This is a genomic window from Lysobacter sp. N42 (genome assembly GCF_004344885.1).
This window is the reverse complement of record NZ_SKFB01000001.1, coordinates 940,757-965,394: the sequence shown is the minus strand read 5'-3', so window position 1 is coordinate 965,394 and position 24,638 is coordinate 940,757. Positions and strand designations below refer to the sequence as shown.

The window sequence follows — 24,638 nt, the reverse complement described above, 5'->3', positions numbered from 1 at the left end:
AGAGGGCGACAGGTTATGTCGCCCTAAATTTATGTTTCGGGAACGTACTGAAAAACAGTTTCAAGAGGTTGATTAAATTCATGAGCGATTCGAAATGCCACTTCCAGAGAGGGTGAGTAACGTCGTTGCTCTATGGCGGCAATCGTTTGTCGAGTAACATTTACCTTGTCACCCAATTCACCCTGAGTCATGTCTAGCTGTTCTCTGAATTCTCGTACGCTATTGGTGATAGGAAGCTTAGCCACGGCGATGCTTCCAAATGAGTATAACGTATTCGGCGATCTGACTTAGTACGAGTGAACCAAACGCAGTATAGAAAAGTGCATTGCCGTCTTCGTGAATCATGTAATGGCCTAGCCCAAAAAACAAACCTATAGCGAGTACAATACCACTAATATGGCTACTAAAAAGTGCGATGGTTTTTTCTCGCTCGTCTAGCTTTCCCTCGGCTTGCTTAGGCTGAATTATCGCCAAAATGATGTGCGAGGCGATGGCTAGAACAATAATAGTGCCGACAAATTTACCGAGTAACATCCAGGACGGATCAATGACCTGCTGCGCATGCATAGATGCGTTGTAAACAGAGTGTGCGAGGTCAAAAAAAGCGACCGATAAAATAATGAGCATGGCCCATGCAGAGCGTTCTTGGAATGACATGTGAAAACCTCATGATATTAAATAACAGCAAGCAATGTTAAAAATACTTAACATGAGGAAGTGTAAGGTTAGAAAATAGCCATGTCAAATATTTTTAACATGGCTATTGCTAGCTATTGAAATTAATAGAGATCTTTACCTGAGAAAGACTCTTTAATGCTGTTGGCAAACGCCATGAATTTTTCTTTCATTGTGGTTTTCAGTTTTACTTCGATACTGCCAAGTACAGACCAACCTTCAATGGTAATGACTGGAGCCTGGCGGTTTGCCATATTTGGGGCGTGATGCTCAGTATTACTTAAAATATTGGTGACCGAAGTGACTACATTTACATTTTCTGGCACTAAAATTTCAATAGAGCACAGCGCATCTTTTACGTCGATAATGACGTTCTGACTTTGAAAAATAGCGTCGCTGAAATCGAGTTTAGTAGAGCCTAGTACCCCGACGATGCTAATTCGCTTGGGCACAACCCATTGCCCACTTTTTTCGGTGTTACTTAAAATAGTAGTGATTTTTTGATGGGTATCGTCGTTACCCGAGCGGTAATGGGGTGTAAACTGCTTTTCTTTGTAGGTGTCGTAGTTAGAATCTGCTTCCATAGGTAAGTCTTCTACTAAGGCAACAATCTCTTGATGATCGTTACTTTCCGATGCTTGGTCTAATCTACGTTCGAACGCTTCAGCAGAAATCACACCGTGACTATAGTTAACGATGAGCTTGTCTATGGTTTCTTCGCGAACTTTCTCTATGGGTCTGTCTTCTAACTTTACCGTCATTGTTTATTCCCTCGTGTTATCTTATACACGTTAGCGTAAATATAGTGGTTTGTACCAACATGGCTTATGTGAATTAAAGTAAGCAAGATTCAAGCCTCTTTGTAATTTTTATATATTTCAGTTGCTTACGATTTTTACATGGCTGTTGTAGTGTGGTTTCTCACCATCTAATAGGCTTTTTCACTATTAAATGTTGCAAGCCATCGAAAAGAAAGAGGAAGTAAGGTGAAGGTATTTCTCGCGATTTTAACTGCTTTAACTATAACGACAGGATGTTCAAGTATGAATAATCAAGCTGATGAGTTTCATGTATACATTATTCGTCATGCTGAGAAGGCAAAGAGTGACGGTGAAAACCGCGATCCGCAATTGTCGTATTGTGGACAGCAGCGTGCGCGAGCCTTAGTTCACCTTTTGAAAGACAGAAATATCGACGCAGTTTATGCTACCGGCTATCAACGTACGCAGCGAACAGCTCGGCCTCTAGCTCAAGACCGAGGTTTGGTCGTGCAAGAATATAACGCAAGAGACAGCCAAGCTTTAGTCGACAGTGTTCTCAGTAAAAAGGAAGATGCGCTTATTGTCGGTCACAGTAACACCGCACCGGTTATTGCGAATTTAATGGCAGGCACCGAACTTGAGTTGCTTGACGAGAGTGAGTTCGACAAGCTTTATAGTATTGAAGTGCACACAGACCGAGTTCTTTTGCACGAACTCAATCAAGGTTTTGTTTGTGACGAGTCGTAGAAGACCACCATTCATATAAAGCGATAAACGCGTTTACTTGATAAATAAGCGTTTGAATTGCAAATATCATGTTGTTGTTGGCTAAGTTCACTGCTAGCCATACGAAGTTCACGACTATCCAAATCCACCAACTTGCTGCGTAACGCAAAATCATCATGGTCTGGGCGGTTACGCCGAGAACAAAAGCTAAAACATTGATTTGATACCAAGTAATGTTGAAGCCTAACCACGAGATTGCACTGCTTGAACCTGCGGGAATAAATGCAAAGGCTTGAAGCTTAGAATTTACCCATGGAAAAAGTAACAAGCCCAGCGCTATAAAACCCAGCGTAATTAACCAAAGCAGCTTGCTCCCTGATTGCGGTTTCATGTCACCTTTGTCGTCTTGGTGTTTTCGCCAATGAAGTAAGCCAAATAGGTGAGTAAAAAAGTAGAATATCGGGGCCATCATTAAGCCGGTCGCACCACTTCTTCCCTGAGCAACAATCTCACCGACATTGGCAAGCATGCCAAGCCCATTGCCGCCGATGTTTTTACGAAAAGCCAAAGCAAGCACGCATAATAGACCGACAAGCGCTACAGAGAGTTTGAATATGTCTAACCCGGTACGTTCAGTGGTAAGCCAAAATCCTAAAAATAAGGCTAGGGCGCCGCAAACAAACCAAGTTATCGCCCAAGGGCGTTGCCAGTCATTGGTGATTTTTTCCAGTATGTTCATTCCGATTCGCTTTTTGGTTTAATAACATGCAAGGTACAGCCATTAACTTATTAAGCTACTTAGTTTTGCTGAATAGTTCGGATTTTACAATGAGTACAGACTTTGAGTATGAAACACCTTATTAAGCGCAGAATAATCACTATTACCGCAATTCTGATTGCGCTGTTTTTAGGAGCCTGTACGAAGGGTAAACTTGAATATTACGATGCTGACGGGCAACTTAAAACTGCATGCGAAACTGTTTATACATGGCAACCGAGTGTCGATAAATATGCAGTTGAATACGTGTTGGCACACTGCGCCAGAAAGGCACAAGAACAGGGGCTAACGGTAAAAGATCAGCGCTTATTGGATATTGATTTGTCTGTTCCTGTATCTCCCGAAGGGCAGCCTTGGACTTTTGACTTAGCCCGTGAGCATCATCAGAAGGGGCTGATAACTGACAAGCAATATGGATACATTTTGGCGTATATTGACTTGGGGTATCCAGTCATCGAAGGTTGAATGTAAATAAATACGAAAAGAGTTGTACAGGTAATCCATATTGGATGAACTTTTTGCGCAGCGCAGTATGCTAGTTTGTATCTGCTGTTCAAGACCGATTAAAAAGTAGAAAAAACAAGGAAGATAATCATGAAAAAATCAATTCTCACTTTAGTTGCAGCGGTTACATTAGCTGCTTGCCAATCTACGAGCGACATGTCGCAAGACTCAAACAGTGCAAGCGCAAATAATGACGCATATACGGCGATGGAAATGACACCTAGAGAACTGCTGAAAAGCAAATGGGGCGATTTACTACGCTTTCCTGCGCGCTACCCTGAGCAAGCGGCAATGCGGTCCGTGAATGGCTGCGCAACTGTAGAGTACGTTATTACCCCTGAGAATGAAGTAACCCATATTCAGATTGTTGCGGAGAGTGCTCGCTATTTTGGTCAAGCAGCTGAAGATGTCATTCAAAATTGGGCTTGGCAACAATTACCACAAGGCATTATTTCTGAGCCGGTAAAAACACAAACGCGTTTCGACTTTTGTGTGGAAAGCGATGAGCAACCATGTTCACGTGTAACACAGACATTTACTTGCCCTGGTGAAGATATTATTCAGTCGATTGGTAGACGTGTAATGTAATAATGTGAAGCGCACCGTGATCATAAAGCATTAGGCAGTTTTTCAACTGCCTTTTTTATGTCTACAGTAAAGTAACCATCACTTTGGGTTTTCGGTTATGCATGAACTTACTTTTATCCTCGTTCTGACCTTAGTCGCTGGTCTCGCTATGCCTGCCGGAGCTGCTTTAGCGTGTTTTGAACATATTCGTCCGCGGTGGTTGGAAAATGAACTTCGTCATACGGTAGTGGCGTTTGGGGGAGGGGCTCTTCTTTCTGCTGTTGCACTCGTGTTGGTACCAGAGTCGATAGACAGTCTAAATCAACTGCTGGCGCTACTATGTTTTGCCTCCGGTGGCGCTGTATTCATGTTTTTGGATATTTTCCTTGCGAAAAGAAAGACATCCGCAGGGCAACTGGTGGCTATGTTAGCTGACTTCATTCCTGAAGCTATTGCACTGGGGGCTACCTTTACGGTGTCTACATCCGGTGGTTTATTGCTCGCGATTATTATTACCTTACAAAACTTACCTGAAGGCTTTAATTCCTACCGAGAGATAAAATCATCTACAGGAATGCAAGGTCCCAAAATTATTTTATTATTCGCATTTATGGCACTTTTGGGGCCAGTTTCAGGTCTTGTGGGGTATACCTTACTTGCGGAAAGTCACATCGTAATTGCTGGCATCATGATGTTTGCAGCGGGGGGAATTTTATATATCGTATTTCAAGATATAGCACCACAGGTTCGTCTTCGGAATCATTGGGCCCCGCCATTGGGAGCTGTGGCGGGTTTTGGCCTTGGTATTCTAGGCAAAATGTTAGTTGTTTAGGTTTAGGTTGTTTCTTATCGCCTCAGATAAAGGTGCTGAAATATCTGCGTGGCTATTATGAATAATATGAAACACTTCGACGGTGGTAGGTTGTACGCGGCGAGCTGGTAGTGCTTCTGGGTAAGGTTCTCCATCGGCTATGAGAGTAGCAATTTCCGTGAAGGCTTAAGAGACGAAAGCCGCTTTCTTGTTAGGTTTAGTTTTTAGGAATTTCGTGCCCTCCTGGAGCTCAAGTGCACTGATTGGTCTAGTGCGCTTGAGCCGCATAAGGAGGTGCGTAGTCAAGGTTCACAAAGAATAAACCACCACTGTTTTCTGAGATACCTAAAGAAACCGTCATTCGAATGTTTTCAGAAACCGACGAGTCAGGGACTATTCGAAAGCCTATATCTGATGTCTGCACAATTGATTCGTATTGTATTGTTGCACCAGAAGGGGAGCTTTCTCGGGCTATCTCTTTTGCCGTGTATTCTGCCATATCGTAAACCACTAACGTAAATGGAATTTCTTGGTTGGTGGAAACGACATTGATGATGATTTCGTTCCCTTCAGGAATTTCACTTACATTCGTGCAATTGAAGAAATTATTAGCGGAGTGAAGATCGACAACAAAAGAGTTCAAAGCCGTGATTTTAATACATTCGGCAGGCTCACTTACAGCAGAGTAAGAAAAGGTGAGCACGATAAAAGAGAAGAGAGTGGCTAAACAGTTTTGTGCATTTCGCATAAGACATCCTTTTTCTTATTGTGAGTGGCTTTGATAGTTCGTAGGCCAAATAAGCGCGAGAGCGATAGAAATATAGGGAATAAAAATACCAACAATTAGCCATTTTGCCGCATCCAATCTCCTGGATTTGGCGATTAAATACGTGGGTAGAGCTGATAAGAACCCTATAAAAACAGCTAAAAGAATAATAGGGCCAAAAAAGACGATAAGAACATTCGAGTCCATGTGGTTTACTCCTTTTCCTTTAGGTTAAAAAGTAAACTACCAAATGTTTTGTTGTTTGTATATCTATGTGGTTTTGTGAATCAAGAATTACTGAGGAGAGCCAAAAGAGCTTCGCTCTTTGCTGGGGGGGATTGTACGAAAGCCATCCATGGCTTTCGCCCTGCGGGTCTCGCTTTGCTCGATACTAAAACGCTCCCGGCGTTTTAGTGAACCCGAACGGGGGGTCTGCATCCTTCTTGTTACCAAAAGAGCTGCGCTCTTTGTTGGGGGATTGTACGAAAGCCATCCTTGGCTTTCGCCCTGCGGGTCTCGCTTGCGCTCGATGCTAAAACGCTCCCGGCGTTTTAGTGAACCCCCTACGTGGGTTCAATACAATCCCACCAGTTTTCACCCGAAAATAAAAAACCCCGAGCCTTTCGGCTCAGGGTTATTTTATTTGGTGGAGCTGGGGGGATTTGAACCCCCGTCCGCTATACCGCCACTTTCGGTCCTACATGCTTAGTCGTCTCTTTTAGTTAACTGCTTTAAACGCCGAGCGACAGGCTTTTAAGCAGCGAGTCCGATTGAGTTTAACATTTTGGCTCCGGACGAAGCCGCCATGCGAGCCTGTATAGATGACCATCCGAACCTCTGCCTACAGACAAAGCCTGAGTGGATGGCTAGCGGGATTAAGCCGCTAGAGCGTAGTTGTCGTCGTTTGCAACTATTAGTTTGAGGCTTTTTACGAGGCCAGCCTCACCTCGGCATGCACCTTAAGCTTTATGTATCCCGTCGAATCCAAATCAGCCCCTTGGTGTTACTACTCAGACAGTATAACAAAGTTAAAGTTCCGCTGAAATATGCGTAGCACTTAGTTTTAAGCACTTTTCTAAGTTTTGTTGGAAACCGTCTATAATTGTTTCGCTTCATTAAATATATATGGCTATGAAAACAACAAAAACAAGGTTTGCTTATGAAACAGTATCAACAAGAAATTAAATGGGGTGTCATTTTCTCTATTGCCATGCTGGTGTGGATGGTTATAGAGAGAGTTGCTGGCTTACATGATGACATGATCGACAAGCATGTAATTTACACCAACGGTTTTGCGATTGTGGCTATTGCTGTGTATGTATTTGCGCTTCGTTCTATTCGTAATAATCGTCCTGCGCCTTATACCTACAAAGAAGCATTTATATCAGGTGTGATTATTTCGTTGGTTGTAGCGGTGCTGTCTCCATTAACTCAGTGGATAACGCATACGTTTATCACGCCCAACTTCTTTGACAATATGATTGCTTACACCGTAAGCAGTGGACAGGCTACCCTAGAAGAGGCGCAAGCATACTTTAACTTCTCCAGCTACGTGCTTCAGTCGGTTATTTTTGCATTCGTGATGGGCGTGATTACAACGGCTATCGTTGCTATTTTTATACGCCAGAAACCACATTAAGTATTCTTTCGTAAATTATTTTACTTCGGTGCGCTCGTGAATTTTATTCTCGAGCGTAGCCTCTATTTTGTCGCCGACATTTAACGCACCGACGCCTGCAGGTGTGCCAGTTAAAATAATATCGCCCGCATTTAAGGTGAAGTGGCGGCTAGCATACTGAATAAGCTGCACAATAGGGATGAGCATATCGCTGGTATCGCCTTGTTGACGTACCTCATCGTTTATTTTCAATTCAAACTTTAAGGCTGTAAGGTCTAAATTGTCGATCGGTATAAATGCTGAAACAGGGCAGCTGCCGTCGAAGGCTTTGGCTTTTTCCCATGGCTCTCCGCGCTGTTTTAGTTCGTTTTGGAGCTCGCGTAGCGTAAGGTCTAGTGCTAAACCTACAGCGTCAATTGCTGTGCTTGCGTCCACTTCGTCTGCATTTTTCAGTGTTTTCCCGAGCAAAACAGCAACTTCGAGTTCGTAATGCACGGGCTGCGCGATTGCGGAAACTGGAATAGGGTCGGTTAGCGGTACTAACGTTGTTGCAGGCTTCATAAACAGTATGGGCTCTACAGGGATGGGGTTATTCAATTCTTTTGCATGCGCTGCATAGTTACGACCAACACAAACCACTTTATTGTAATTCACTCGTTTCCCCTTGAACTGATTACGATTTCAGACAAGTATATGCTATCAAGTTATGGCTTTGGAGAGGAACTTTGTGATTCGGAACGTTAAAAATGCACTGACATTTACGTTAGGACTTACCTTTCTTATTGGCTGCGCATCCCACCAGCCGCCTGAGCCAGAAGCTAACGTAGGCCCGGAACTCTCATTTAACTTTGAAGCTCGAGAACACGAAAATAATGAGTTGATTGGCAAATTTTGGAGCCCCGTTACTCAGAACTATATTTCCTGGCAGCAAGTCGACCGTTTTTTACCTGACGGTGGCTGGTTATTTATTGGCGAGAGTTTAGGCCACCCGGACAACGAACGAATTGCCACTTATCTTATAGAACATTTAGGAAGAAGTGGTCGGTTAGGTGCTGTTGCTTTAGAAGTCATGAACACGGAGCAACAAGAATTACTCGACGAGCACTTAGGCGAACGCAACATTGATGAACAAGAGCTTAATTGGAATCCGCAAGTAGGCGAATGGAACGAGGTAGAGGGCATATTAGAGGCTTCGTTGCGTTATGCTTCTCGAGTTATTGGCGCTGATATGTCTAACGAGAATAAAAACAAAGTTCGAACTTCCCAGCGAGAAGTGGCGCATTACTCTGCAGGACACAGTGATTACTTAGCTAACTTAATTTACCGTCAGTTCTGCCAGGTGTTTACGCAAGAGCAAGCGGCTGAGATGGTGGACGTGCACATTGCCCGCGACCAGTTTATTGCTGCGCAAATCATGGGGGCTACGGTTCCTAGTGCCGTTAACGTATTTATTGGAGAGAAGGGCAGAATACGAACCGACTACGGTGTACCTGTGTGGCTGGCGGAAGACATTAACGTGCGCACTTTGGCGCTCGTACCGGTAGCTGCTTCAGAAAACCCACAAGATTATGTGGGCTCAACTTATAGTGGTTTAGACCCCGCCCAGCTGTTTTACTTCATTCCTGGGTTTCAAGAAAGCAGTGCCTGCGCAGGGAGTACAGCCAATTAAGCGGGTAATTTAAGCGCCGACCAAGCCAACAAAGACCAGCCCGCAATAAAGCAAAGACCGCCAAGTGGAGTAATGGGGCCAAGGAACTTCCACTGGGTTAGCACTAAGCCGTACAAACTGCCAGAAAACATCAGAATACCCAGAACGAATAATGTGCCTATGGCGAATAAGAATTTAGCTTGTGGGACGTGATAGAACATAAAGGCTATGACAACTAAGCCAAAGGCATGAATAACCTGATAAAGCACCGCAGTTTGCCATGTGGCAATGGAAGATTCGGCAACTTGATTCTTGAGTGCGTGCGCTCCAAAAGCCCCAAGTATGACGGCTAGTCCCAAGAAAATGGCACCCAGGGCTAAAAAACTTTTAAACATCGGCATTGCTTGTTCCTTTTTGGGCTCGACAATTCTTGTTTGAATGGCCGCGGTAAGATAATTTATGCCATTAAATCATTCGCAAAGGAAAAATGCATTATGAACTTAAATGTCACTCTAGTAGGTCAAACTCTATTTATTTCTGCACTTGTAACGACACTGTTGACCTATTTTTTATCGAAAGGGAAAGTTCGAAACAGAATGGGAGTTACGATTTTGGGCTTTATTGGAGGGCTTTTTCAACCTATCGGTATTATTGTTCTCATAGTTTTATTGCTTAAGAAGCCTATTGCGCAAGAGTCATGATCTGTCCATGCGGTTCAAACCATAATTATGAAGGCTGTTGCGAGAGGCTTCACTTAGGCGAGGTCGCCCAAACCCCAGAGCAACTCATGCGTTCGCGTTACAGCGCATTTGTTGTTGGAAACGTAAATTACCTTTTGCAAACTTGGCATCCGTCGACGCGACCCACGCTTAACCTAGACGATAACCCCGACTGGCAGAAGCTCGACATTCTCAGTACTTCTCATCCGGCTCCAAGCCCATTCAGCGCTCCAGCTCAAGAAGGAGATGAAGGTTTCGTTCATTTCAAAGCCTATTATCGACTACCTGAAAACACGGGCGGTGGGTTAGCCTGTTTAGAAGAAAAGTCGCGTTTTGTATTTGAAAATGGTTGTTGGTTTTACATTGATGGTCATATTTTCTAACAAAGCTGACCATTAATCTGGCGTTATCATTGGTATACTTACTCAAACGATTCAACGCACGTAATAAGCAAGGAGTCTTCTATGGCGCAAGAGTATCCGATTGGCAAACCGTTTGAGCCTTGGGGCGAAGCCGAAAAAAAGCAGTGGCTAGAAAGCCAGTCTCGTAAGCGTTTGTATGAAGAAGACGTAATTAGCGCAATAGAAGGCTTTAAGTCGCGCTTTACGGTCGAACAATACGGTACCTTGAACTATGACAAAGACTACCCTCTGTTCGCGGTGCGCAGCAAGAAATGGGTAGACGAGCGCAGTACCGTTCTTGTGACCGGTGGTGTTCACGGTTATGAAACCAGCGGTGTTCATGGTGCATTAGCGTTTATTGACCGTGATTTGGAAATGCTAGGGGAGCAAGTGAATGTAGTGGTACTTCCTTGTATTAGCCCTTGGGGATACGAAACGATTAACCGCTGGAACCCAGCGGCCGAAGATCCTAACCGCTCTTTCAAAAACGGCGGCGAAACGCCAGAAGCAAAACATGCTATGGCTTATGTAAACAGTCTTTCAACTCGTTTAATCATGCACATCGACTTGCATGAAACTACAGACACAGATAACAGCGAGTTTCGTCCGGCACTAGCGGCACGAGACGGCGTAGTTCACGACAACTGGAATATACCGGACGGGTTTTACCTAGTAGGGCATGCGAAAAAGCCAGAGGTAGACTTTCATCACTCTATCTTAGACTCGGTAGAGCAGGTGACGCATATTGCTCCCGCAGACGAGCAGGATCGTCTGATTGGTGAGCCTGTGGTGATTCCAGGGCTTATTTTCTATGACGCAACGAATGCCGGGTTATGTATGGGGCTTTCAAACGCACCCTATGTGTCGACCACAGAAGTTTACCCAGATAGTCCAAAAGCGTCGCCAGAAGAGTGCGTTAATGCACAGGTTGCAGCTGTTCTTGGTGGAGTGCGTTACGTACTTTCTCATTTAGCTTAACCATTGGAATCGTCTCGTTCTTTATGACTTCTATAGCAAAGCTTAGAGCAGAATATCAGCGTGTCGTCGGCGAAGCACAGCACTCTATGCTTCGCCAACCGAGCCGCACGCTAAAGCAGCACCTGCAAGCGCTAGCAGACTTTGCAACAGATACCACCGAGAGCGACGTATACGGCTCTGGTGAGCTTATTGAGTCTTTAGAACAAGACATGGCGACATTGTTCGGTAAAGAAGCCGCGTGTTTTATGCCTAGTGGCACAATGGCGCAGAATATTGCACTGAAAATTTACGCCACACAAAAGGACAAGCCGGCCTTTGCTTGCCATCCAACGTCACATCTTGTGTTGCATGAACAAGCCGCATTTGAGCACCTCTGGGGTTTAGAGGCCGAGTTAATTGGTGAAGCGTATGCACCCATTGAACTTGCTGATATTAAAACGCTAGATCCTGCACGCATAGCTGCTGTCGTTACTGAATTGCCAGCTCGTGAAATAGGTGGGCAGTTGCCCCCTTGGGAAGACTTGGTTAAACAATCCAGATGGTTAAAAGAGCAGGGCATAGCATTTCATATCGACGGAGCACGGCTCTGGCACTGTAAAGCAGCTTATGGCAAGTCGTTTGCTGAAATTGGCGAGCTTGCCGACTCGCTTTATTTAAGCTTCTACAAAGATTTAGCAGGCATATCAGGGGCTGTATTGCTTGGAACGCAAGCGTTCATTGACAAGGCGAAAGTATGGCAGCGTCGCGCTGGTGGTAACTTATTCTCGTTACACCCATACATACTTAGCGCTAAGTTAGGTCTAGAAGAAAATCTAGATTCAGTAGATGACGCTGTGCATTACGCAAAAGAGCTAGCGCAAGCTTTGAACACTGTACCGAATGTAGAAGTTTTGCCAGCAGTACCGCAAGCGGCAATGTTCCATTTAATCGTGGACGCGGATGAGCCAGAACTGATGGCAAAAATGGTCGAGCAGTTGGAAGCTTCTCATGTGCAAGTGTTGCCGCTACCTCGAGAAAAGAAAAACGGTTCACTGATTTTTGAAATTCCTGTAGGGCGCGCCGCGATGTCTAAACCAGTCAAGTTTTGGCACCAGCACCTTGCTCAATTATTACAATCTTAGCTAGTGGCCTGTGGTCGCTGTATGAGTAGCTTTTTTACGGGTTTCTCTGTGGCTAATATAAATGCCACTAGCGATAACAATAAGCGCACCTATCACCACTGCTGTTGTAGGTAATTCTCCCCACAATAAGTAACCTAAGCCAATAGCCCAAATCATGGCTGTATATTCGAAAGGTGATAACACCGAAGGTGGTGCTTGCCGATAGGCTTCAGTCAGTAAATATTGAGCTATGGCACCAGAAAAGCCAAGCATGAATAACCACGGGACGTCAGTCCATGTAACAGGTTGCCAGTTGGCAATCGAGAGTAAACCACACCCCACAGACAAGCTTAAAACAAACATAACCATGAGTGATTCGCTAGTTTCTGTTCGGTGCATAATGCGCACCATAATCATGACTGACGCGTAGCCAAAGGTTGCCAATAGGCCGGTAATGACGCCCACTGATGCAAAACCCATAGCACTTGGATTAAGCATGATGAGTACACCGACAAAGCCTACCGCAACTGCACCGTACCTATGTATACCTACCTTTTCTTTCAATAGAGGTACTGAAAGTAGGGTAATAATCAGCGGCGCGATAAAGAAAATAGCGTAAGCGTTGGCTAGAGGAAGCTCTCTTAAGCTTGTTACGGTGAGAACAAGAAAGGCTATAGAGATAATTCCACGTAATATGTGCAAACCAATCCGGTTAGGTTTCATTCGATGTAAGGTTTTACGCGAAGCTAACCAGATGAGAATAAAAGGCAAAGACATAAAGCCGCGAAAAAAGCTGACTTGAAAAGTACTCAAATGACCCGCTAGGTGTTTCATGCATACGTCCATGATTGCGAAGCAAAAGATCGCAAGAATCATAAACACTATGCCACGGCCAATGCTGTCTTTATGCATGAAAGGTTGATCGTTTGAGGGGTTATATGGGTATTCTAACTTAGTTGTATGAAGAAGTAATGAACTAGGGATGTATGATGAGTAATACTTTTTACCCACAATTGATCATTTTCTACGACGGTCAGTGTCCTTTATGCGTTCGCGAAATGACACAACTGAAATTGAAAGACGAAGCGCAAAGAATTCAGTTTGAAGATATTCTTGCAACAGACTTCAGCGAGCGTTTTCCTAGAGTTAATATTAACGACGCAAACCGAATTCTTCATGGGCTGGAGAACGGAGAAATGCTTTATGGCCTAGACGTTACACACCGGGCTTGGTCACTAGTTGGTAAGGGCTGGATGACTGCACCGCTGCGCTGGCCCTTGCTACGCTGGTTTGCAGATAAGGCCTATATGTTTTTTGCACGTCATCGCTATACGTTTTCTAAAATTTTTACCGGTAAAGCACGATGTGAGCGTTGTCAGCTGTAGATGACAGACAACACTCACATAGACCGTCGAAATATATTAGTCGCTGTATTTAACTGAACAACCATACGGGCGAGAAATAGGGCGCGACACAGCCTCACCGCTTAACACCTGTTCTGCCGCGTTAGCAAAGTAAGGTTCAGCTCTTTCAATGTCAGACTGACGAGCGCTAGGAATACTGTCGATTCCACCTGCGTACTGCAACACGCCCTCACTATCAATGACATACATGTGCGGTGTAACTCTAGCACTGTAAGCTCTACCCATAGTGCCTGATTCATCTAACAATACGGCTGTAGGCGCTGCGTTTCGTGAGGAGGTGAGTTCATTGGCTTGCTCTGCACTCACATGACCTTGCGTACCAGGCGAGGAAGAAATAACACTTAGCCACACTACACCTTGCTCGGTAAACCGTTGTTGTAGAGACTGCATGTTGCCTGACTCGTAGTGCTTGCGAACGTAGGGGCAATCGTGGTTTGTCCACTCGAGCACCACGGTTTCACCTGCAAAGTCAGATAAACTATGAGTTACGCCATGACTGTCTATTACTGAGAAGTTGGGAGCTGGTGCACCAATTTCAGGGTTTGCTTTTGCGCCAAAAGACATAACCATAAAAGCGCTAGTGATTAGAACTAATAACCAAGTTTTAACGATGTATTTCATAAAAGACACCTCCTGTTAACCGGCATTATTTTCAATGTGTTCTCGTACAATAGATGGCGACAGAATTTGTGGTAAGACTTGTGGTTCTTTCCCGGGCCAATACAGCACATATAACGGAACACCGTTGCGACCAAACTCAGCTAAATATTCAGTTATCGCTGGGTCTTGCATGGTCCAGTCGCCTTTCAGGTAAGCCACATCATAGTTTTCAAACAGGTTCTGTGTTGACTCCACACTTAATGCAACACGCTCATTTGCTAGACAAGTAATGCACCAGTCTGCAGTCATATTGACGAATACCGGCTGCTCACCAATAAGGCTGTCCATTCTTTGTTGTGACCACACTTGCCAATTTCTGCCTTCAACCTCACCTTGTTCTGTTGCAGGCTTACTTTGTTGCCAAATCATCGATTGCCAGAATATGAAGACCGTACCAACAACTAATAGCAACAACGTCAACTTACCCCAAATACCTTTACTCGACTTTTGCTGCAGCTGACCCCACCACCATAGTGAAGCTGCAAGAAGAATCATCGACAACAGAAGGAGAGCGGTACTGTCCATGCCGGTCTGACGACCAAACACCCAAATTAACCACACCGTAGTGATATACATTGGGAACGCCATCCATTGCTTGAAGCTTTCCATCCACTGCCCGGGCTTAGGAAGTACTTTTGCAATTTGTGGAATAAGCCCAATCAGTAAAAATGGGAACGCAAAACCTAAGCCCAACGCGAAGAAAATGATTAAAGATAAAGCAACCGGCTGGGTAATGGCGAAACCAAGTGCTGCGCCCATAAACGGGGCCGTACACGGGCTTGCCACAATAACAGCGAGAACCCCCGTAGCAAAAGACTGCTTAGCTCCACTGCCTTGCGTACTCGATTGACCCACACTCATCAATGAAGTCGCAACCTGAAATACACCCGATAAGTTCAAGCCTATAGCGACAAATAGGAATGAAAGCACCGCGATGAACCAAGGGTTTTGTAGTTGGAAGCCCCAGCCTAATGCTTGTCCGGTCGAACGCAGAGCGATAAGAACTGCTGCTACGAAGATAAAGCTTAAAATAACGCCCAAGCAATAAAATAGCGCGTCTTTAACTTTGCTTTCTGGATGCTGTGCCATAGCCAATGCTTTGAGTGAAAGCACAGGAAATACGCAAGGCATAAGGTTTAATATGACGCCACCTAAAAAAGCGAAAATGAACGCAGACACAAAGGTGATGCTAGTAGTGGTGCTATTGTTCGTCGTTGCTGGCTCGGGTGCCACAACCTCAGCTGCATAAGCCTCTAAGGTTCGGTTGCTCGATGAAAACTGAACAGGAAATCCTTCGGGTTGTGCACTGTTAAATGTATTTAACGGCCGGCGCAATATAAGAAGTTCGTCGGTGGATTCTACCTGCCATTCTGCGTTGTGCTCTACTAAGTCGGTAGCGCCTACAAAGGTGTAAAAGTCTTGTTCTTGTGCCATAGCAACGGCGTCAGCATCTTCTACAACAATACTGACTTGGCCGTCTTGAATGTCGTACTGCACATTCCAGTCTGATAGCTCAGGAAGGCTTCGGCGAGCTTCCATGAAATGCGCACGGTTACCTTCAGAAATACTAGGCATTCCTACGTTAAGCGTAACACTCAGCTCTGCGTTTCCGGGAATACAAATATCTTCACATACTAACCAGCTTACTTGGGTAGTAAGAGTTACCGTATCTTCATTGTATTCAGATGGAATTGAGAAATCGGTGAGTAAATAGGTTGTGTCGGAAAAACCATAATTAATCAATGGGCCCACTTCGTATCGGTTAACTGTAGGCCACTGAATTCCGTCGAAATATGAACCTTCAGGTCCTTGCCATTCTATTTTTGTAGCTTCGCCGGAATCGCCTGGGTTAATCCAGTAGGTGTGCCAGTTCTCCTCTTGTTCAAGTTCAATAGCAAGCGTGTATAAATGTCCCGCTGAAATAGTGTCGAACTCGCTGTGAAGCTGCACATTTACATGAGGTTGTACAACGCGCTCTGAGCTGGCTTGGGCATTAGTTTGCGCATACAGAAGGCTCGGAGCGAGTAACAGCAGGAACGCCAATGAGAAACATTGCTTAAACCATGGAAGAATTGCTTTCAATTGAACCTTAGGCACAGAACCACCTTGTCGTTGTTTTTTTGGGTTACGTTACTGCTCTTTATTTAGATCGTCTCGAATACCTTCGCACAATTACCGTTGACGTAATAAGCCTTCTTGAATTGTAGAAGCCACCAGCTCGCCTCTACGATTGAAGAACTGACCACGCACTAAGCCTCGTGTATTGCTCGCACTTGGTGAGTCGATGGAATACAACAGCCAATCGTCCATACGAAAGTGGCGATGAAACCACATGGCGTGGTCTATCGTCGCCATTTGCATTTTCGGGCTCGCAAACGTTAAGCCATGCGGCTGCAATGCAGTCGGTAAGAAATTAAAATCTGACGCATAAGCGAGCAGATACTGATGAATGCGTTGGTCGTCAGGAAGTTCGCCATTAGCCTTAATCCATACGTGACGAACCGGCTCCATAACCTCAGGTTTAAACGGGTTATAAGCGGTCACAAAACGCATTAAAATAGGCTTGTCGCTGGTGAACTTCGAACGCAATGGTTCTGGAATAAGTTCTGCATGCTCTCGGTGAACTTCGAGGTCAGAAATAGATTCTTCAGGACCCGGCACGTCGGGCATGTCGGACTGATGTTCTAAACCTGGTTCCTCACCATGAAAAGATGCTGTCATGTAGAAAATCGGTTTGCCAAATTGAATAGCTTGCACGCGACGCGTGGAAAAGCTTTTTCCGTCGCGAATGTTTTCTACGTCATAAACGATAGGATGATTAGCGTCACCTGGGCGCAAAAAATAACTATGAAATGAGTGCACACCTCGAGAAGCATCTACCGTTTCTTTCGCTGCTGACAGGCCTTGCCCCATGACTTGGCCACCAAACAATGCTCTAAAACCTAGGTCTTGGCTCTGACCACGGTAAATACCCTGCTCGATAGTTTCGAGCTCCATGAGTTTTAATAAATCGTCTAATACCTGACTCATTCTGACAAGCTTCTCTCGTTGATCATCAATGGAATAACGTTTGGGTCACCGTCGTTAGGTGCCGGCAATATGCCCAATACAGTGCTCATCACATTATACACATCTACCATGCGCAAGTGAGCAATACGTTCGCCTGACTTAAATTGAGGTCCCGCAGCAACGAGAATCCCCTGCATTTCTGGTATGGCATTGTCGTAACCATGGCTACCCATAGGTTGACCGTACTTTCCATTGGCGAGTGCATCCTCTAACCATTGTTGTTTCAAGAGCGCGTAGCCTGGTTGTGCGAGAATGAAGATTTCAGGAATACGAGCATTTGCTTGGTAATGAAAACGCTCCGGTATGTCTCGTTTGTAATATACGGTAGCGGCGCTTGGCGGAATATTCTCTTGTAGTTGCTGGTATATGGCTTCAGTTTGTCCCGGTAGTGGGTGAATGCCAATAATCTCTCGAGTAAACGTTACGTACTCGGCAAGACTTTGATCAAATGCTGTGTCGACAACAACATGTTTTTCAAGATTCACTTCATACATGCCATGGTCACTAGAAATCATAATGTTAACTTCGTCTGCAATCCCCATAGCTTCTAATTCATGCATCAGATAGCCAATTTCACCGTCAACATGCTCGATGGCTTGCGCTACTTCTGCTGACTCAGGCCCAAAGCCATGACCTGCTGAATCTACATCACTGAAGTAGAGCCCGAGAAACTGCGGTCTTTCTTCGGCTGGTAGTCGTAGCCAATCAAGTACACCTTCTACCCTGTCTCTGTTAGACACGCTGCCATCGTACTCATGCCAGTAAGTAGGGCGGTGATTGTTGATCTCAGCTTCTGAGCCAGGGAAAAAGTATGTTGCGCTGGTCACGCCTTGGCGTTCTGCGGTAATCCAAATAGGTTCGCCTTGCCACCAACGGCTATTCTGATTCGCCTCTTTGATACTCAAACCAAACACTTCTTGGTATTCGGGATCGTAGATATTGTTACCAATGATTCCATGGTTTTCTGCATGTAACCCGGTGACTAAAGCAAAATGGTTAGGAAAGGTTTTACTTGGGAACACAGGCTCTAACATACCTACACGTACACCGTGCTGAGCCAGCGCTTGAATGTTATCGGGCTGGTACATATCAATATAGTCGTGGCGCATACCATCGATTGATATCAATATAAGTGTAGGTGTAAGTTGTTGTGGCTCATTCGCCTCGTTTTGTTCTGCACAGCCAGAAATCGACAGCAGCGTTATCGCGAAAAGCGCGATGAACATCCAATTTCTCATGCCAGTAAACCTTTTTCTCTTCGATCAACAAAGGGCGAGTATAACTAACCCATTTGACAATTGCATGACCGCTTACGACGAACTGTTTAAATCCACGACAAGTGCTTAAGTGAGCGCACATTCACACACTAAATTATGGGAATGCCTTGAATTTTTCCGACCTTGAACCAAGCTAATAAGTTAACTAATAGTTGAAAACGGAGTAAAACATGGCAAGCCAAGATAGTTTTCAAACTCACTCTGAGCTCGAAGTAGCAGGTGAAAAGCTTCATTACTACAGCATTCCTAAAGCGGCGGAGAAGCTAGGTAATGTCGATAAACTTCCGGTGTCGTTGAAGGTTCTACTAGAAAACCTATTACGCCATGAAGACGGAACTACCGTAACCAAGGAAGACGTTCATGCCGTCGTCGACTGGTTAAAAAACAAAAGCTCGAAGCAGGAAATAGAATACCGTCCTGCGAGAGTTCTTATGCAAGACTTCACCGGCGTTCCAGCAGTGGTCGATCTAGCTGCTATGCGAGACGCTGTCGCTAAAGCAGGGTTGCCTGCCAATAAAATCAATCCTCTATCTACCGTAGACTTGGTCATTGACCACTCTGTAATGGTTGACAAGTTTGCATCCGAAAATGCTTTCGAGGAAAACGTACGCATTGAAATGGAGCGCAACAAAGAGCGCTACGAATTTCTGCGTTGGGGTCAAAAAGCATTTGATAACTTCCGTGTTGTACCGCCGGGTACCGGTATTTGCCACCAAGTGAACTTAGAGTACTTAGCGCAAGTGGCTTGGACCTCGGAGGAAGACGGTAAGAAATATGTTTATCCGGACACACTAGTCGGCACCGACTCACACACCACCATGATTAATGGTTTAGGTGTTTTAGGTTGGGGTGTTGGTGGTATTGAGGCCGAAGCTGCAATGCTGGGGCAGCCTATTTCAATGCTTATTCCTGAAGTTATCGGCTTTAAGCTAGAAGGTTCTTTATCTGAAGGCATTACCGCCACCGACTTAGTGTTAACGGTTACACAGATGCTACGTAAAAAAGGCGTCGTAGGTAAGTTTGTCGAGTTCTATGGCCCAGGTTTGAAACATTTACCTTTAGCCGACCGTGCAACTATCGCGAATATGGCGCCAGAATATGGTGCTACTTGTGGTTTCTTCCCTATCGACCAAGAAACGATTACATACCTTGAGTTGTCAGGGCGTGACAAGGAAGTAATAGAACGCGTTGAAGCCTACGCAAAAGCACAAGGTATGTGGCGTAACGACGATAATGAACCCGAATTTACCGACTCGCTAACTTTAAATTTAGCAGACGTCGAACCTTCATTAGCAGGGCCGAAGCGTCCTCAAGACCGTGTGTCTCTGCCGAATTTGAAAGACAGCTTTGACTTATTGCTTAACTCTTCAAGTGTTGCTTTAGACGATGAGATGGGAGGCGCTGAGTCGCTGAGCAAAGCTGAACTAGACGACTCAACCGCAGTGCCGATTGAGGGCACAGATCACAAGCTAGCGCATGGTGATGTTGTTATTGCTGCGATTACCTCTTGCACGAATACGTCTAACCCGAGTGTTATGTTGGCAGCTGGTTTAGTTGCGAAAAAGGCGGTCGAGAAAGGGCTGACGCGTAAACCTTGGGTGAAGTCTTCACTGGCACCTGGCTCTAAAGTGGTGACAGATTATTTACATGAAGCGGGTTTAGAAACTTATTTAGACAAGCTTGGTTTTGACCTTGTGGGTTATGGGTGCACAACCTGTATTGGTAATTCGGGTCCTCTTCCTGACGATGTAGCGAAAGCTATTGATAAAGGCGACCTGATTGTATCTTCAGTGCTTTCTGGTAACCGAAACTTTGAAGGACGTATACATGCTCAAATAAAAGCCAACTGGTTGGCTTCACCACCGCTTGTTGTTGCATTTGCTCTTACAGGCACAACACGTATTAACTTGACGGAAGACGTTATTGGTGAAGACCAAGACGGAAACCCTGTGTACTTAAAAGACATTTGGCCAAGTAACAAAGAGATTCAAGACGCGGTACAAAGTGTAACCAGCCAGATGTTTAAGAAGCAGTACGCCGAAGTATTTGACGGTGACGAGCATTGGCAAAAACTACCGATTCCAGACAGTGAAACGTACGCATGGCGAGACGACTCAACCTATGTCGCGAACCCTCCGTTTTTCGAAGGAATCGACAAGCCGGCTCCTGAACCGAAAGATATTGAGAACGCTAGAGTTCTTGCGTTATTTGGCGACACGATAACTACCGACCATATTTCTCCAGCGGGTGCGATTAAGCCAGACGCCCCTGCCGGTAAGTACCTACAGGAGCAGGGTGTAGAAGTTAAAGACTTTAACTCTTATGGCTCGCGCCGAGGAAATCATGAAGTGATGATGCGTGGCACCTTTGCCAATATTCGTATTAAAAACTTAATGATGAATGGTGAAGAGGGCGGAAACACCCTGTTTATGCCGGGCAAAGAGCGTATGTCGATATATGACGCGGCAATGAAGTACCAACAAGATGACACGCCATTGGTGGTTCTTGCTGGTAAAGAGTACGGCACAGGGTCAAGCCGTGACTGGGCTGCAAAAGGAACGCGGCTACTCGGTGTGAAGGCGGTTATTGCTGAAAGTTACGAGCGAATTCACCGTTCAAACCTTGTGGGTATGGGTGTTTTACCGCTGCAATTTGCAGATGGTGAGAGTGTACAGACCCTGGGCTTAACCGGTGAAGAACAAATTTCTGTTCTGGGCTTAAATAAAGACATTAAGCCGGGGCAAGAATTTGAAGCGGTCGCGAAAAGCGATGATGGTAAAGAAACGCGCTTTAATGTGAAGTGTCGAATTGATACGGCAAATGAAGTGCGCTATTACCTTAGCGGCGGCATTCTTCACTATGTACTTCGTCAGTTGGTTGAAAACGCCAACTAGACCTAAGTTATTGCTTTATATAACCGCAAGTATGCGCCTCTAGCTCACTAGGGGCGCATTTGCAAAAGCATTTTGCGCTTGTTACGGTGATTGTTTAGCACTCACAAAGGCGGGGTACGGAACCCATTATGGTCGCGACAGGATTACGCAGTGTGTTGTGGTTTGTCTGCACCTTTTTATTGTGTGTGAGCATAAACGTGGCTCACGCAACCTCCATTACTCTAACAGGGCCAAGTGGCACTGTGTCAGAGGGCTACTTCCAACTTGAATATCAGCTTGAGTCCGTCAACAGCGAAGGTTCGAGCGTTAACACCATCGTGTTTGAACGCGCGGCAAGTGAGTCATTCGACGTTGTCGAAGATCGCTATCCTCCTTTGGGTAGTTTTAGCCAAGTTACTTTGAGCGGCTTTTCTAACGGTACGTATTACTTTCGTGCGCGCGACACACAGAGTGGTGAAACAAGTAATATAGTTTCCGTTACCGTTCAGCATTACCCGTTAAGCAGGGCGCTAACACTGTTCGGATTGGGTGCGCTTATTTTTATTGCTCTTGTTGTGTTCATTCTCCACGCGCATTCTCGTAGCTCTGACCAAAGCGTATCGAAGGGGAGTGTATGACTGCCACCGAGTATGCATTAAACAGTAATGTAGGGTTAGCCATTGTCGCTATTTTTGGCGTGTTGTGGGTGGTTTTTGGCTATGTGTTAGGGCGTTCTAATAAGTCTCATGAAGACTTTGCTTTGGCAGGACGCAATGTAGGTTTTGCCTTTGCTGCTGCTACAGCCATGGCGACTTGGGTAACGAGTAATACAACACTTGTGGCGCCGCAGCTTACCTACCAATTCGGTATATGGGGCATGATTGGTTACTCGTTTGCTGCTCTGGGGCTAATCCTTTTTGCACCGCTCTCAGCTCGTATTCGCGAGTTGTTGCCTAACGGATATACCAGTGGGGACTTTATCCGCTTGCGTTATGGCAAATGGGCGTGGCACGTGTTCATTGTTATTTCTATTGTGTATGCCATGGGCTGGTTGATTAGTTTGGGTATGGCTGGCGGTATTCTTTTACAAGCATTAAGCGGGCTCGACTATCACATTGGAATGAGTGCGATACTATTGATTTGCGTGGCTTATACTTTATTTGGTGGGTTGCGAGCTGTTATTGCGACAGACTTTATTCAGGCTCTAATTATCATTATTGGTGTGGTTGCAGTTGCTGTACTTATTTTAATCAATAACGGTATTGAACCTGTTCATCAAGAACTCACGACCGGACACCCAGAGCTGCTTAACTGGCTATTTCCTGCCGCGATTATGTTTTTGTTTAATAATATCTTTTTTGGCTTAGGTGAAATATTCCACTCCAATGTTTGGTGGTCGCGCGCGTTAGCATTTAAGAAGAAAGTGGCGTTTAAAGCGTTTCTGCTCGGAGGCGTGCTTTGGCTACCCATTCCTATCGTGACTGGGTTTATTGCGCTAGCAGCTCCTCAACTCGGTATTTTCCCGAGTAGTGCAGATATGGTTGGTCCAAGTGTAGCGGCTCACGTGTTAGGTACTGCAGGTGCTGTAATTGTGTTTATTGTGGTGTTTTCTGCATTGGCCTCTAGCCTCGACTCGTTGCTTGCAGCAACTTCAGACTTAGTGACTAGAGACATCTACAACAAACACATTGATAAGGGCGCAACCGATAAAAAATTGTTTAAAGTGAACCGTTTGGTCATTTTAGGCTTAGGTTTATTAACGTGGTTACTTTGCTTACCTAAAGTGGCAACGTTAGGTGCGCTACTTAACTTTACCGGCGCGTTCGTAGCGAGCACCATTTGGCCCATAGTCTTGGGCTTATATAGTAAGAAAGTGTCGGGGAGAACTGCTGCATTAGCTATGTTCCTAGGTACTTCGATTGGTTTAGCGTGCTATTTCATGATTGGTTTTTATGTAGCCGCATTAACTTCTTGTGCTATTTCAGGACTAGTAACCTGGATTGGCTACAAGCTCGACCCTGTCGAGTTTAATTGGGAGCAGCTAAATGAGGAGGCTCCGAAATGATTTCTGTAACCGGGCTTACAGCCCTTGTAGTAACAGCGCTTATTCTGTCTGCGGCAACTCCGCTTATTTTGTTAGTGTTGTTTTTCATTGATGTAAAGGCAAAAGAGATTTGGTAACCCTATGACAGTGAATGATCCCTCGTTTGATCGCGAGCGCCCGGACGTGTACGGAGACGCGCACCCCAAGGCACTGCTTAGAGCTATTCAAGAAGACGGAGACTTTCTCCTAAAACTTTCTAACCAGCATGTGGTTTCTTCTGACCAATTTTGTCAGGACACCATGCGTCAATTATTTCGGTTGGCTGCTAAATATGAAAGCAACCCATTACGGTTCAGTACGCCTTTGCAGGGAAAAATTCTAATAAGCGCGTTTTACGAACCCAGCACACGCACGCGTTTAAGCTTTGAAAGTGCTTGGCATCGGTTGGGCGGCGACATTATGTCGATTACCGACCGTTCTACTACGGGTATTGCGAAAGGTGAGTGCTTAGAAGACGTCGCGGAAATGTTTAATAACTACGGTGATTGTGTAGTGCTTCGAGACAATCATGCGGACTCTATTGAACTCATGATGGACACTCTACGCATTCCTATTATTAATGCAGGAAACGGTACCGACGAGCACCCAACTCAGGCTATGGCCGACATGTACGCCATATTTAAATGGCGACCAGACCTATTAGAAGGACCGGTCAAGGCGAAAGACAAATTGAAAATGGGCGTTATTGGCCACCCTCGCAAAATGCGTACGGTCAGAAGTTTATTAAAAAGCCTCGCAGTGTTTTCAGAGTGTTTTAAAGAAGTTGTCATCATTACAGACTGTAAGGATGAGAAAGATCTTTTCTCTGAGGAGCAACGTGAAGAATTAGAGCAGCAAGGTTTAAAGCTGTCTATTAGCCATGACCTCAACAAAGTTTTACCGAGCCTAGATATTACTTACATTAATGCGATTGCCTGGGAAGGTGATGGCTTTGAAACTTACGGTTCAAAATTCGCATTAAGCGCAAAATCACCTTTAAAGGAAAACGGAATTATTCTTCACCCGTTAGCCCGCGGAGATGAACTCGACAAAGACTTGGATAATACGCCTCACAACTGGTACTTCAGCCAGGCGAGAGGTGCCGTGTTTATGCGTATGGCGTTACTCACTTGCATGGTTCAGCGTGCAGGTCGAGTTATTGACGTCGTTTAAAGCATCCAGTTATGACCAACAGAGGAG

General features: G+C 45.1%; 28 protein-coding genes and 1 other RNA gene. 15 read left to right on the top strand and 14 right to left on the bottom strand.

What is annotated here, in order from left to right; all coding sequences use genetic code 11:
• Positions 1-29 precede the first annotated feature (29 nt).
• The 3 genes from EYQ95_RS04770 to EYQ95_RS04760 form a co-directional block, all read right to left on the bottom strand.
• Complete coding sequence (locus EYQ95_RS04770) at positions 30-245, bottom strand: helix-turn-helix transcriptional regulator (protein WP_111913851.1); 216 nt, start codon at positions 243-245, stop codon at positions 30-32.
• Positions 238-657, bottom strand: coding sequence for a hypothetical protein (locus EYQ95_RS04765; RefSeq protein ID WP_111913852.1), 420 nt, complete (start codon positions 655-657; stop codon positions 238-240). The genes EYQ95_RS04770 and EYQ95_RS04765 overlap by 8 nt, the downstream gene beginning before the upstream one ends.
• A gap of 122 nt (positions 658-779) precedes the next feature.
• The gene (locus EYQ95_RS04760) at positions 780-1,436 is read right to left on the bottom strand and encodes a LiaF domain-containing protein (protein WP_111913853.1); all 657 of its coding nucleotides are present in this window, start codon (positions 1,434-1,436) and stop codon (positions 780-782) included.
• A gap of 282 nt (positions 1,437-1,718) precedes the next feature.
• Between EYQ95_RS04760 and EYQ95_RS04755 the strand changes: the two genes are divergently transcribed.
• Positions 1,719-2,183: a histidine phosphatase family protein gene (locus EYQ95_RS04755; RefSeq protein ID WP_111913854.1), complete on the top strand. Its 465-nt coding sequence runs from the start codon at positions 1,719-1,721 to the stop codon at positions 2,181-2,183.
• Here EYQ95_RS04755 and pnuC read toward each other — a convergent pair.
• Positions 2,152-2,901, bottom strand: a complete 750-nt coding sequence (gene pnuC / locus EYQ95_RS04750; protein ID WP_207801066.1) for a nicotinamide riboside transporter PnuC — start codon at positions 2,899-2,901, stop codon at positions 2,152-2,154. The two genes, EYQ95_RS04755 and pnuC, sit on opposite strands and share 32 nt — an antisense overlap.
• Before the next feature lie 108 nt (positions 2,902-3,009).
• Here pnuC and EYQ95_RS04745 point away from each other — a divergent pair, with 108 nt between their 5' ends.
• The 3 genes from EYQ95_RS04745 (at position 3,010) to EYQ95_RS04735 (ending at position 4,843) form a co-directional block, all read left to right on the top strand.
• Complete coding sequence (locus EYQ95_RS04745; RefSeq protein WP_111913856.1) at positions 3,010-3,405, top strand: hypothetical protein; 396 nt, start codon at positions 3,010-3,012, stop codon at positions 3,403-3,405.
• 129 nt (positions 3,406-3,534) lie between these two features.
• Positions 3,535-4,032 carry a TonB family protein gene (locus EYQ95_RS04740; RefSeq protein ID WP_111913857.1) on the top strand — a complete coding sequence of 166 codons (498 nt, stop codon included), beginning with the start codon at positions 3,535-3,537 and terminating at the stop codon, positions 4,030-4,032.
• 97 nt (positions 4,033-4,129) lie between these two features.
• A complete protein-coding gene (locus EYQ95_RS04735) occupies positions 4,130-4,843 on the top strand; it encodes a ZIP family metal transporter (RefSeq protein ID WP_111913858.1) in 714 nt (237 codons plus the stop codon).
• Between the two features lie 247 nt (positions 4,844-5,090).
• Here the strand turns inward: EYQ95_RS04735 and EYQ95_RS04730 are convergent, their stop codons facing one another.
• The 3 genes from EYQ95_RS04730 to ssrA form a co-directional block, all read right to left on the bottom strand.
• The gene (locus EYQ95_RS04730) at positions 5,091-5,570 is read right to left on the bottom strand and encodes a hypothetical protein (RefSeq protein ID WP_111913859.1); all 480 of its coding nucleotides are present in this window, start codon (positions 5,568-5,570) and stop codon (positions 5,091-5,093) included.
• A 15-nt stretch (positions 5,571-5,585) separates the two neighbouring features.
• On the bottom strand, positions 5,586-5,795 hold the full coding sequence (locus tag EYQ95_RS04725; protein WP_111913860.1) for a hypothetical protein: 210 nt from the start codon (positions 5,793-5,795) through the stop codon (positions 5,586-5,588).
• Between the two features lie 437 nt (positions 5,796-6,232).
• Positions 6,233-6,585, bottom strand: a transfer-messenger RNA (tmRNA) gene (gene ssrA, locus EYQ95_RS04720).
• Between the two features lie 162 nt (positions 6,586-6,747).
• Between ssrA and EYQ95_RS04715 the strand changes: the two genes are divergently transcribed.
• Complete coding sequence (locus tag EYQ95_RS04715; RefSeq protein ID WP_111913861.1) at positions 6,748-7,227, top strand: DUF4199 domain-containing protein; 480 nt, start codon at positions 6,748-6,750, stop codon at positions 7,225-7,227.
• 15 nt (positions 7,228-7,242) lie between these two features.
• Here EYQ95_RS04715 and EYQ95_RS04710 read toward each other — a convergent pair whose 3' ends face one another.
• A complete protein-coding gene (locus EYQ95_RS04710) occupies positions 7,243-7,860 on the bottom strand; it encodes a fumarylacetoacetate hydrolase family protein (RefSeq protein ID WP_111913862.1) in 618 nt (205 codons plus the stop codon).
• Positions 7,861-7,933: 73 nt separating this feature from the next.
• Here EYQ95_RS04710 and EYQ95_RS04705 point away from each other — a divergent pair, with 73 nt between their 5' ends.
• Positions 7,934-8,875, top strand: a complete 942-nt coding sequence (locus EYQ95_RS04705) for a ChaN family lipoprotein (RefSeq protein WP_165831905.1) — start codon at positions 7,934-7,936, stop codon at positions 8,873-8,875.
• Here EYQ95_RS04705 and EYQ95_RS04700 read toward each other — a convergent pair.
• Entirely contained in the window at positions 8,872-9,255 is a 384-nt protein-coding gene (locus EYQ95_RS04700) for a DUF423 domain-containing protein (RefSeq protein WP_243618862.1), read from the bottom strand. The two genes, EYQ95_RS04705 and EYQ95_RS04700, sit on opposite strands and share 4 nt — an antisense overlap.
• A 93-nt stretch (positions 9,256-9,348) precedes the next feature.
• Here EYQ95_RS04700 and EYQ95_RS04695 point away from each other — a divergent pair, with 93 nt between their 5' ends.
• The 4 genes from EYQ95_RS04695 (at position 9,349) to EYQ95_RS04680 (ending at position 12,073) form a co-directional block, all read left to right on the top strand.
• Positions 9,349-9,555: a hypothetical protein gene (locus EYQ95_RS04695; RefSeq protein WP_111913864.1), complete on the top strand. Its 207-nt coding sequence runs from the start codon at positions 9,349-9,351 to the stop codon at positions 9,553-9,555.
• Positions 9,552-9,956, top strand: a complete 405-nt coding sequence (locus EYQ95_RS04690) for a YchJ family protein (RefSeq protein ID WP_111913865.1) — start codon at positions 9,552-9,554, stop codon at positions 9,954-9,956. The genes EYQ95_RS04695 and EYQ95_RS04690 overlap by 4 nt, the downstream gene beginning before the upstream one ends.
• 81 nt (positions 9,957-10,037) lie before the next feature.
• On the top strand, positions 10,038-10,952 hold the full coding sequence (locus EYQ95_RS04685) for a M14 family metallocarboxypeptidase (protein ID WP_111913866.1): 915 nt from the start codon (positions 10,038-10,040) through the stop codon (positions 10,950-10,952).
• Positions 10,953-10,975: 23 nt separating this feature from the next.
• On the top strand, positions 10,976-12,073 hold the full coding sequence (locus EYQ95_RS04680) for a low specificity L-threonine aldolase (RefSeq protein ID WP_111913867.1): 1,098 nt from the start codon (positions 10,976-10,978) through the stop codon (positions 12,071-12,073).
• Here EYQ95_RS04680 and EYQ95_RS04675 read toward each other — a convergent pair whose 3' ends face one another.
• Entirely contained in the window at positions 12,074-12,964 is an 891-nt protein-coding gene (locus EYQ95_RS04675) for a DMT family transporter (protein ID WP_111913868.1), read from the bottom strand. It lies immediately after the preceding gene.
• 74 nt (positions 12,965-13,038) lie between these two features.
• Here EYQ95_RS04675 and EYQ95_RS04670 point away from each other — a divergent pair, with 74 nt between their 5' ends.
• Positions 13,039-13,437, top strand: coding sequence for a thiol-disulfide oxidoreductase DCC family protein (locus EYQ95_RS04670; RefSeq protein WP_207916217.1), 399 nt, complete (start codon positions 13,039-13,041; stop codon positions 13,435-13,437).
• 36 nt (positions 13,438-13,473) lie between these two features.
• Here the strand turns inward: EYQ95_RS04670 and EYQ95_RS04665 are convergent, their stop codons facing one another.
• The 4 genes from EYQ95_RS04665 to EYQ95_RS04650 all read right to left on the bottom strand — a co-directional run bounded on the left by EYQ95_RS04665 (position 13,474) and on the right by EYQ95_RS04650 (position 18,443).
• On the bottom strand, positions 13,474-14,097 hold the full coding sequence (locus EYQ95_RS04665) for a redoxin domain-containing protein (RefSeq protein WP_207916216.1): 624 nt from the start codon (positions 14,095-14,097) through the stop codon (positions 13,474-13,476).
• A gap of 15 nt (positions 14,098-14,112) precedes the next feature.
• Positions 14,113-16,233 carry a protein-disulfide reductase DsbD domain-containing protein gene (locus tag EYQ95_RS04660; RefSeq protein WP_111913870.1) on the bottom strand — a complete coding sequence of 707 codons (2,121 nt, stop codon included), beginning with the start codon at positions 16,231-16,233 and terminating at the stop codon, positions 14,113-14,115.
• 75 nt (positions 16,234-16,308) lie between these two features.
• Entirely contained in the window at positions 16,309-17,166 is an 858-nt protein-coding gene (gene tesB, locus EYQ95_RS04655) for an acyl-CoA thioesterase II (RefSeq protein ID WP_111913871.1), read from the bottom strand.
• The gene (locus EYQ95_RS04650; RefSeq protein ID WP_111913872.1) at positions 17,163-18,443 is read right to left on the bottom strand and encodes an ectonucleotide pyrophosphatase/phosphodiesterase; all 1,281 of its coding nucleotides are present in this window, start codon (positions 18,441-18,443) and stop codon (positions 17,163-17,165) included. Before EYQ95_RS04650 ends, tesB begins: the two co-directional genes overlap by 4 nt.
• Positions 18,444-18,652: 209 nt before the next feature.
• Here EYQ95_RS04650 and acnA point away from each other — a divergent pair, with 209 nt between their 5' ends.
• The 4 genes from acnA (at position 18,653) to EYQ95_RS04630 (ending at position 24,611) form a co-directional block, all read left to right on the top strand.
• The gene (gene acnA / locus EYQ95_RS04645) at positions 18,653-21,376 is read left to right on the top strand and encodes an aconitate hydratase AcnA (protein WP_111913873.1); all 2,724 of its coding nucleotides are present in this window, start codon (positions 18,653-18,655) and stop codon (positions 21,374-21,376) included.
• A gap of 128 nt (positions 21,377-21,504) precedes the next feature.
• Complete coding sequence (locus EYQ95_RS04640) at positions 21,505-21,993, top strand: hypothetical protein (protein ID WP_111913874.1); 489 nt, start codon at positions 21,505-21,507, stop codon at positions 21,991-21,993.
• On the top strand, positions 21,990-23,420 hold the full coding sequence (locus EYQ95_RS04635) for a sodium:solute symporter family protein (RefSeq protein ID WP_111913875.1): 1,431 nt from the start codon (positions 21,990-21,992) through the stop codon (positions 23,418-23,420). Before EYQ95_RS04640 ends, EYQ95_RS04635 begins: the two co-directional genes overlap by 4 nt.
• A 120-nt stretch (positions 23,421-23,540) precedes the next feature.
• A complete protein-coding gene (locus EYQ95_RS04630) occupies positions 23,541-24,611 on the top strand; it encodes an aspartate carbamoyltransferase (RefSeq protein ID WP_111913876.1) in 1,071 nt (356 codons plus the stop codon).
• The last annotated feature ends 27 nt before the right edge of the window (positions 24,612-24,638 follow it).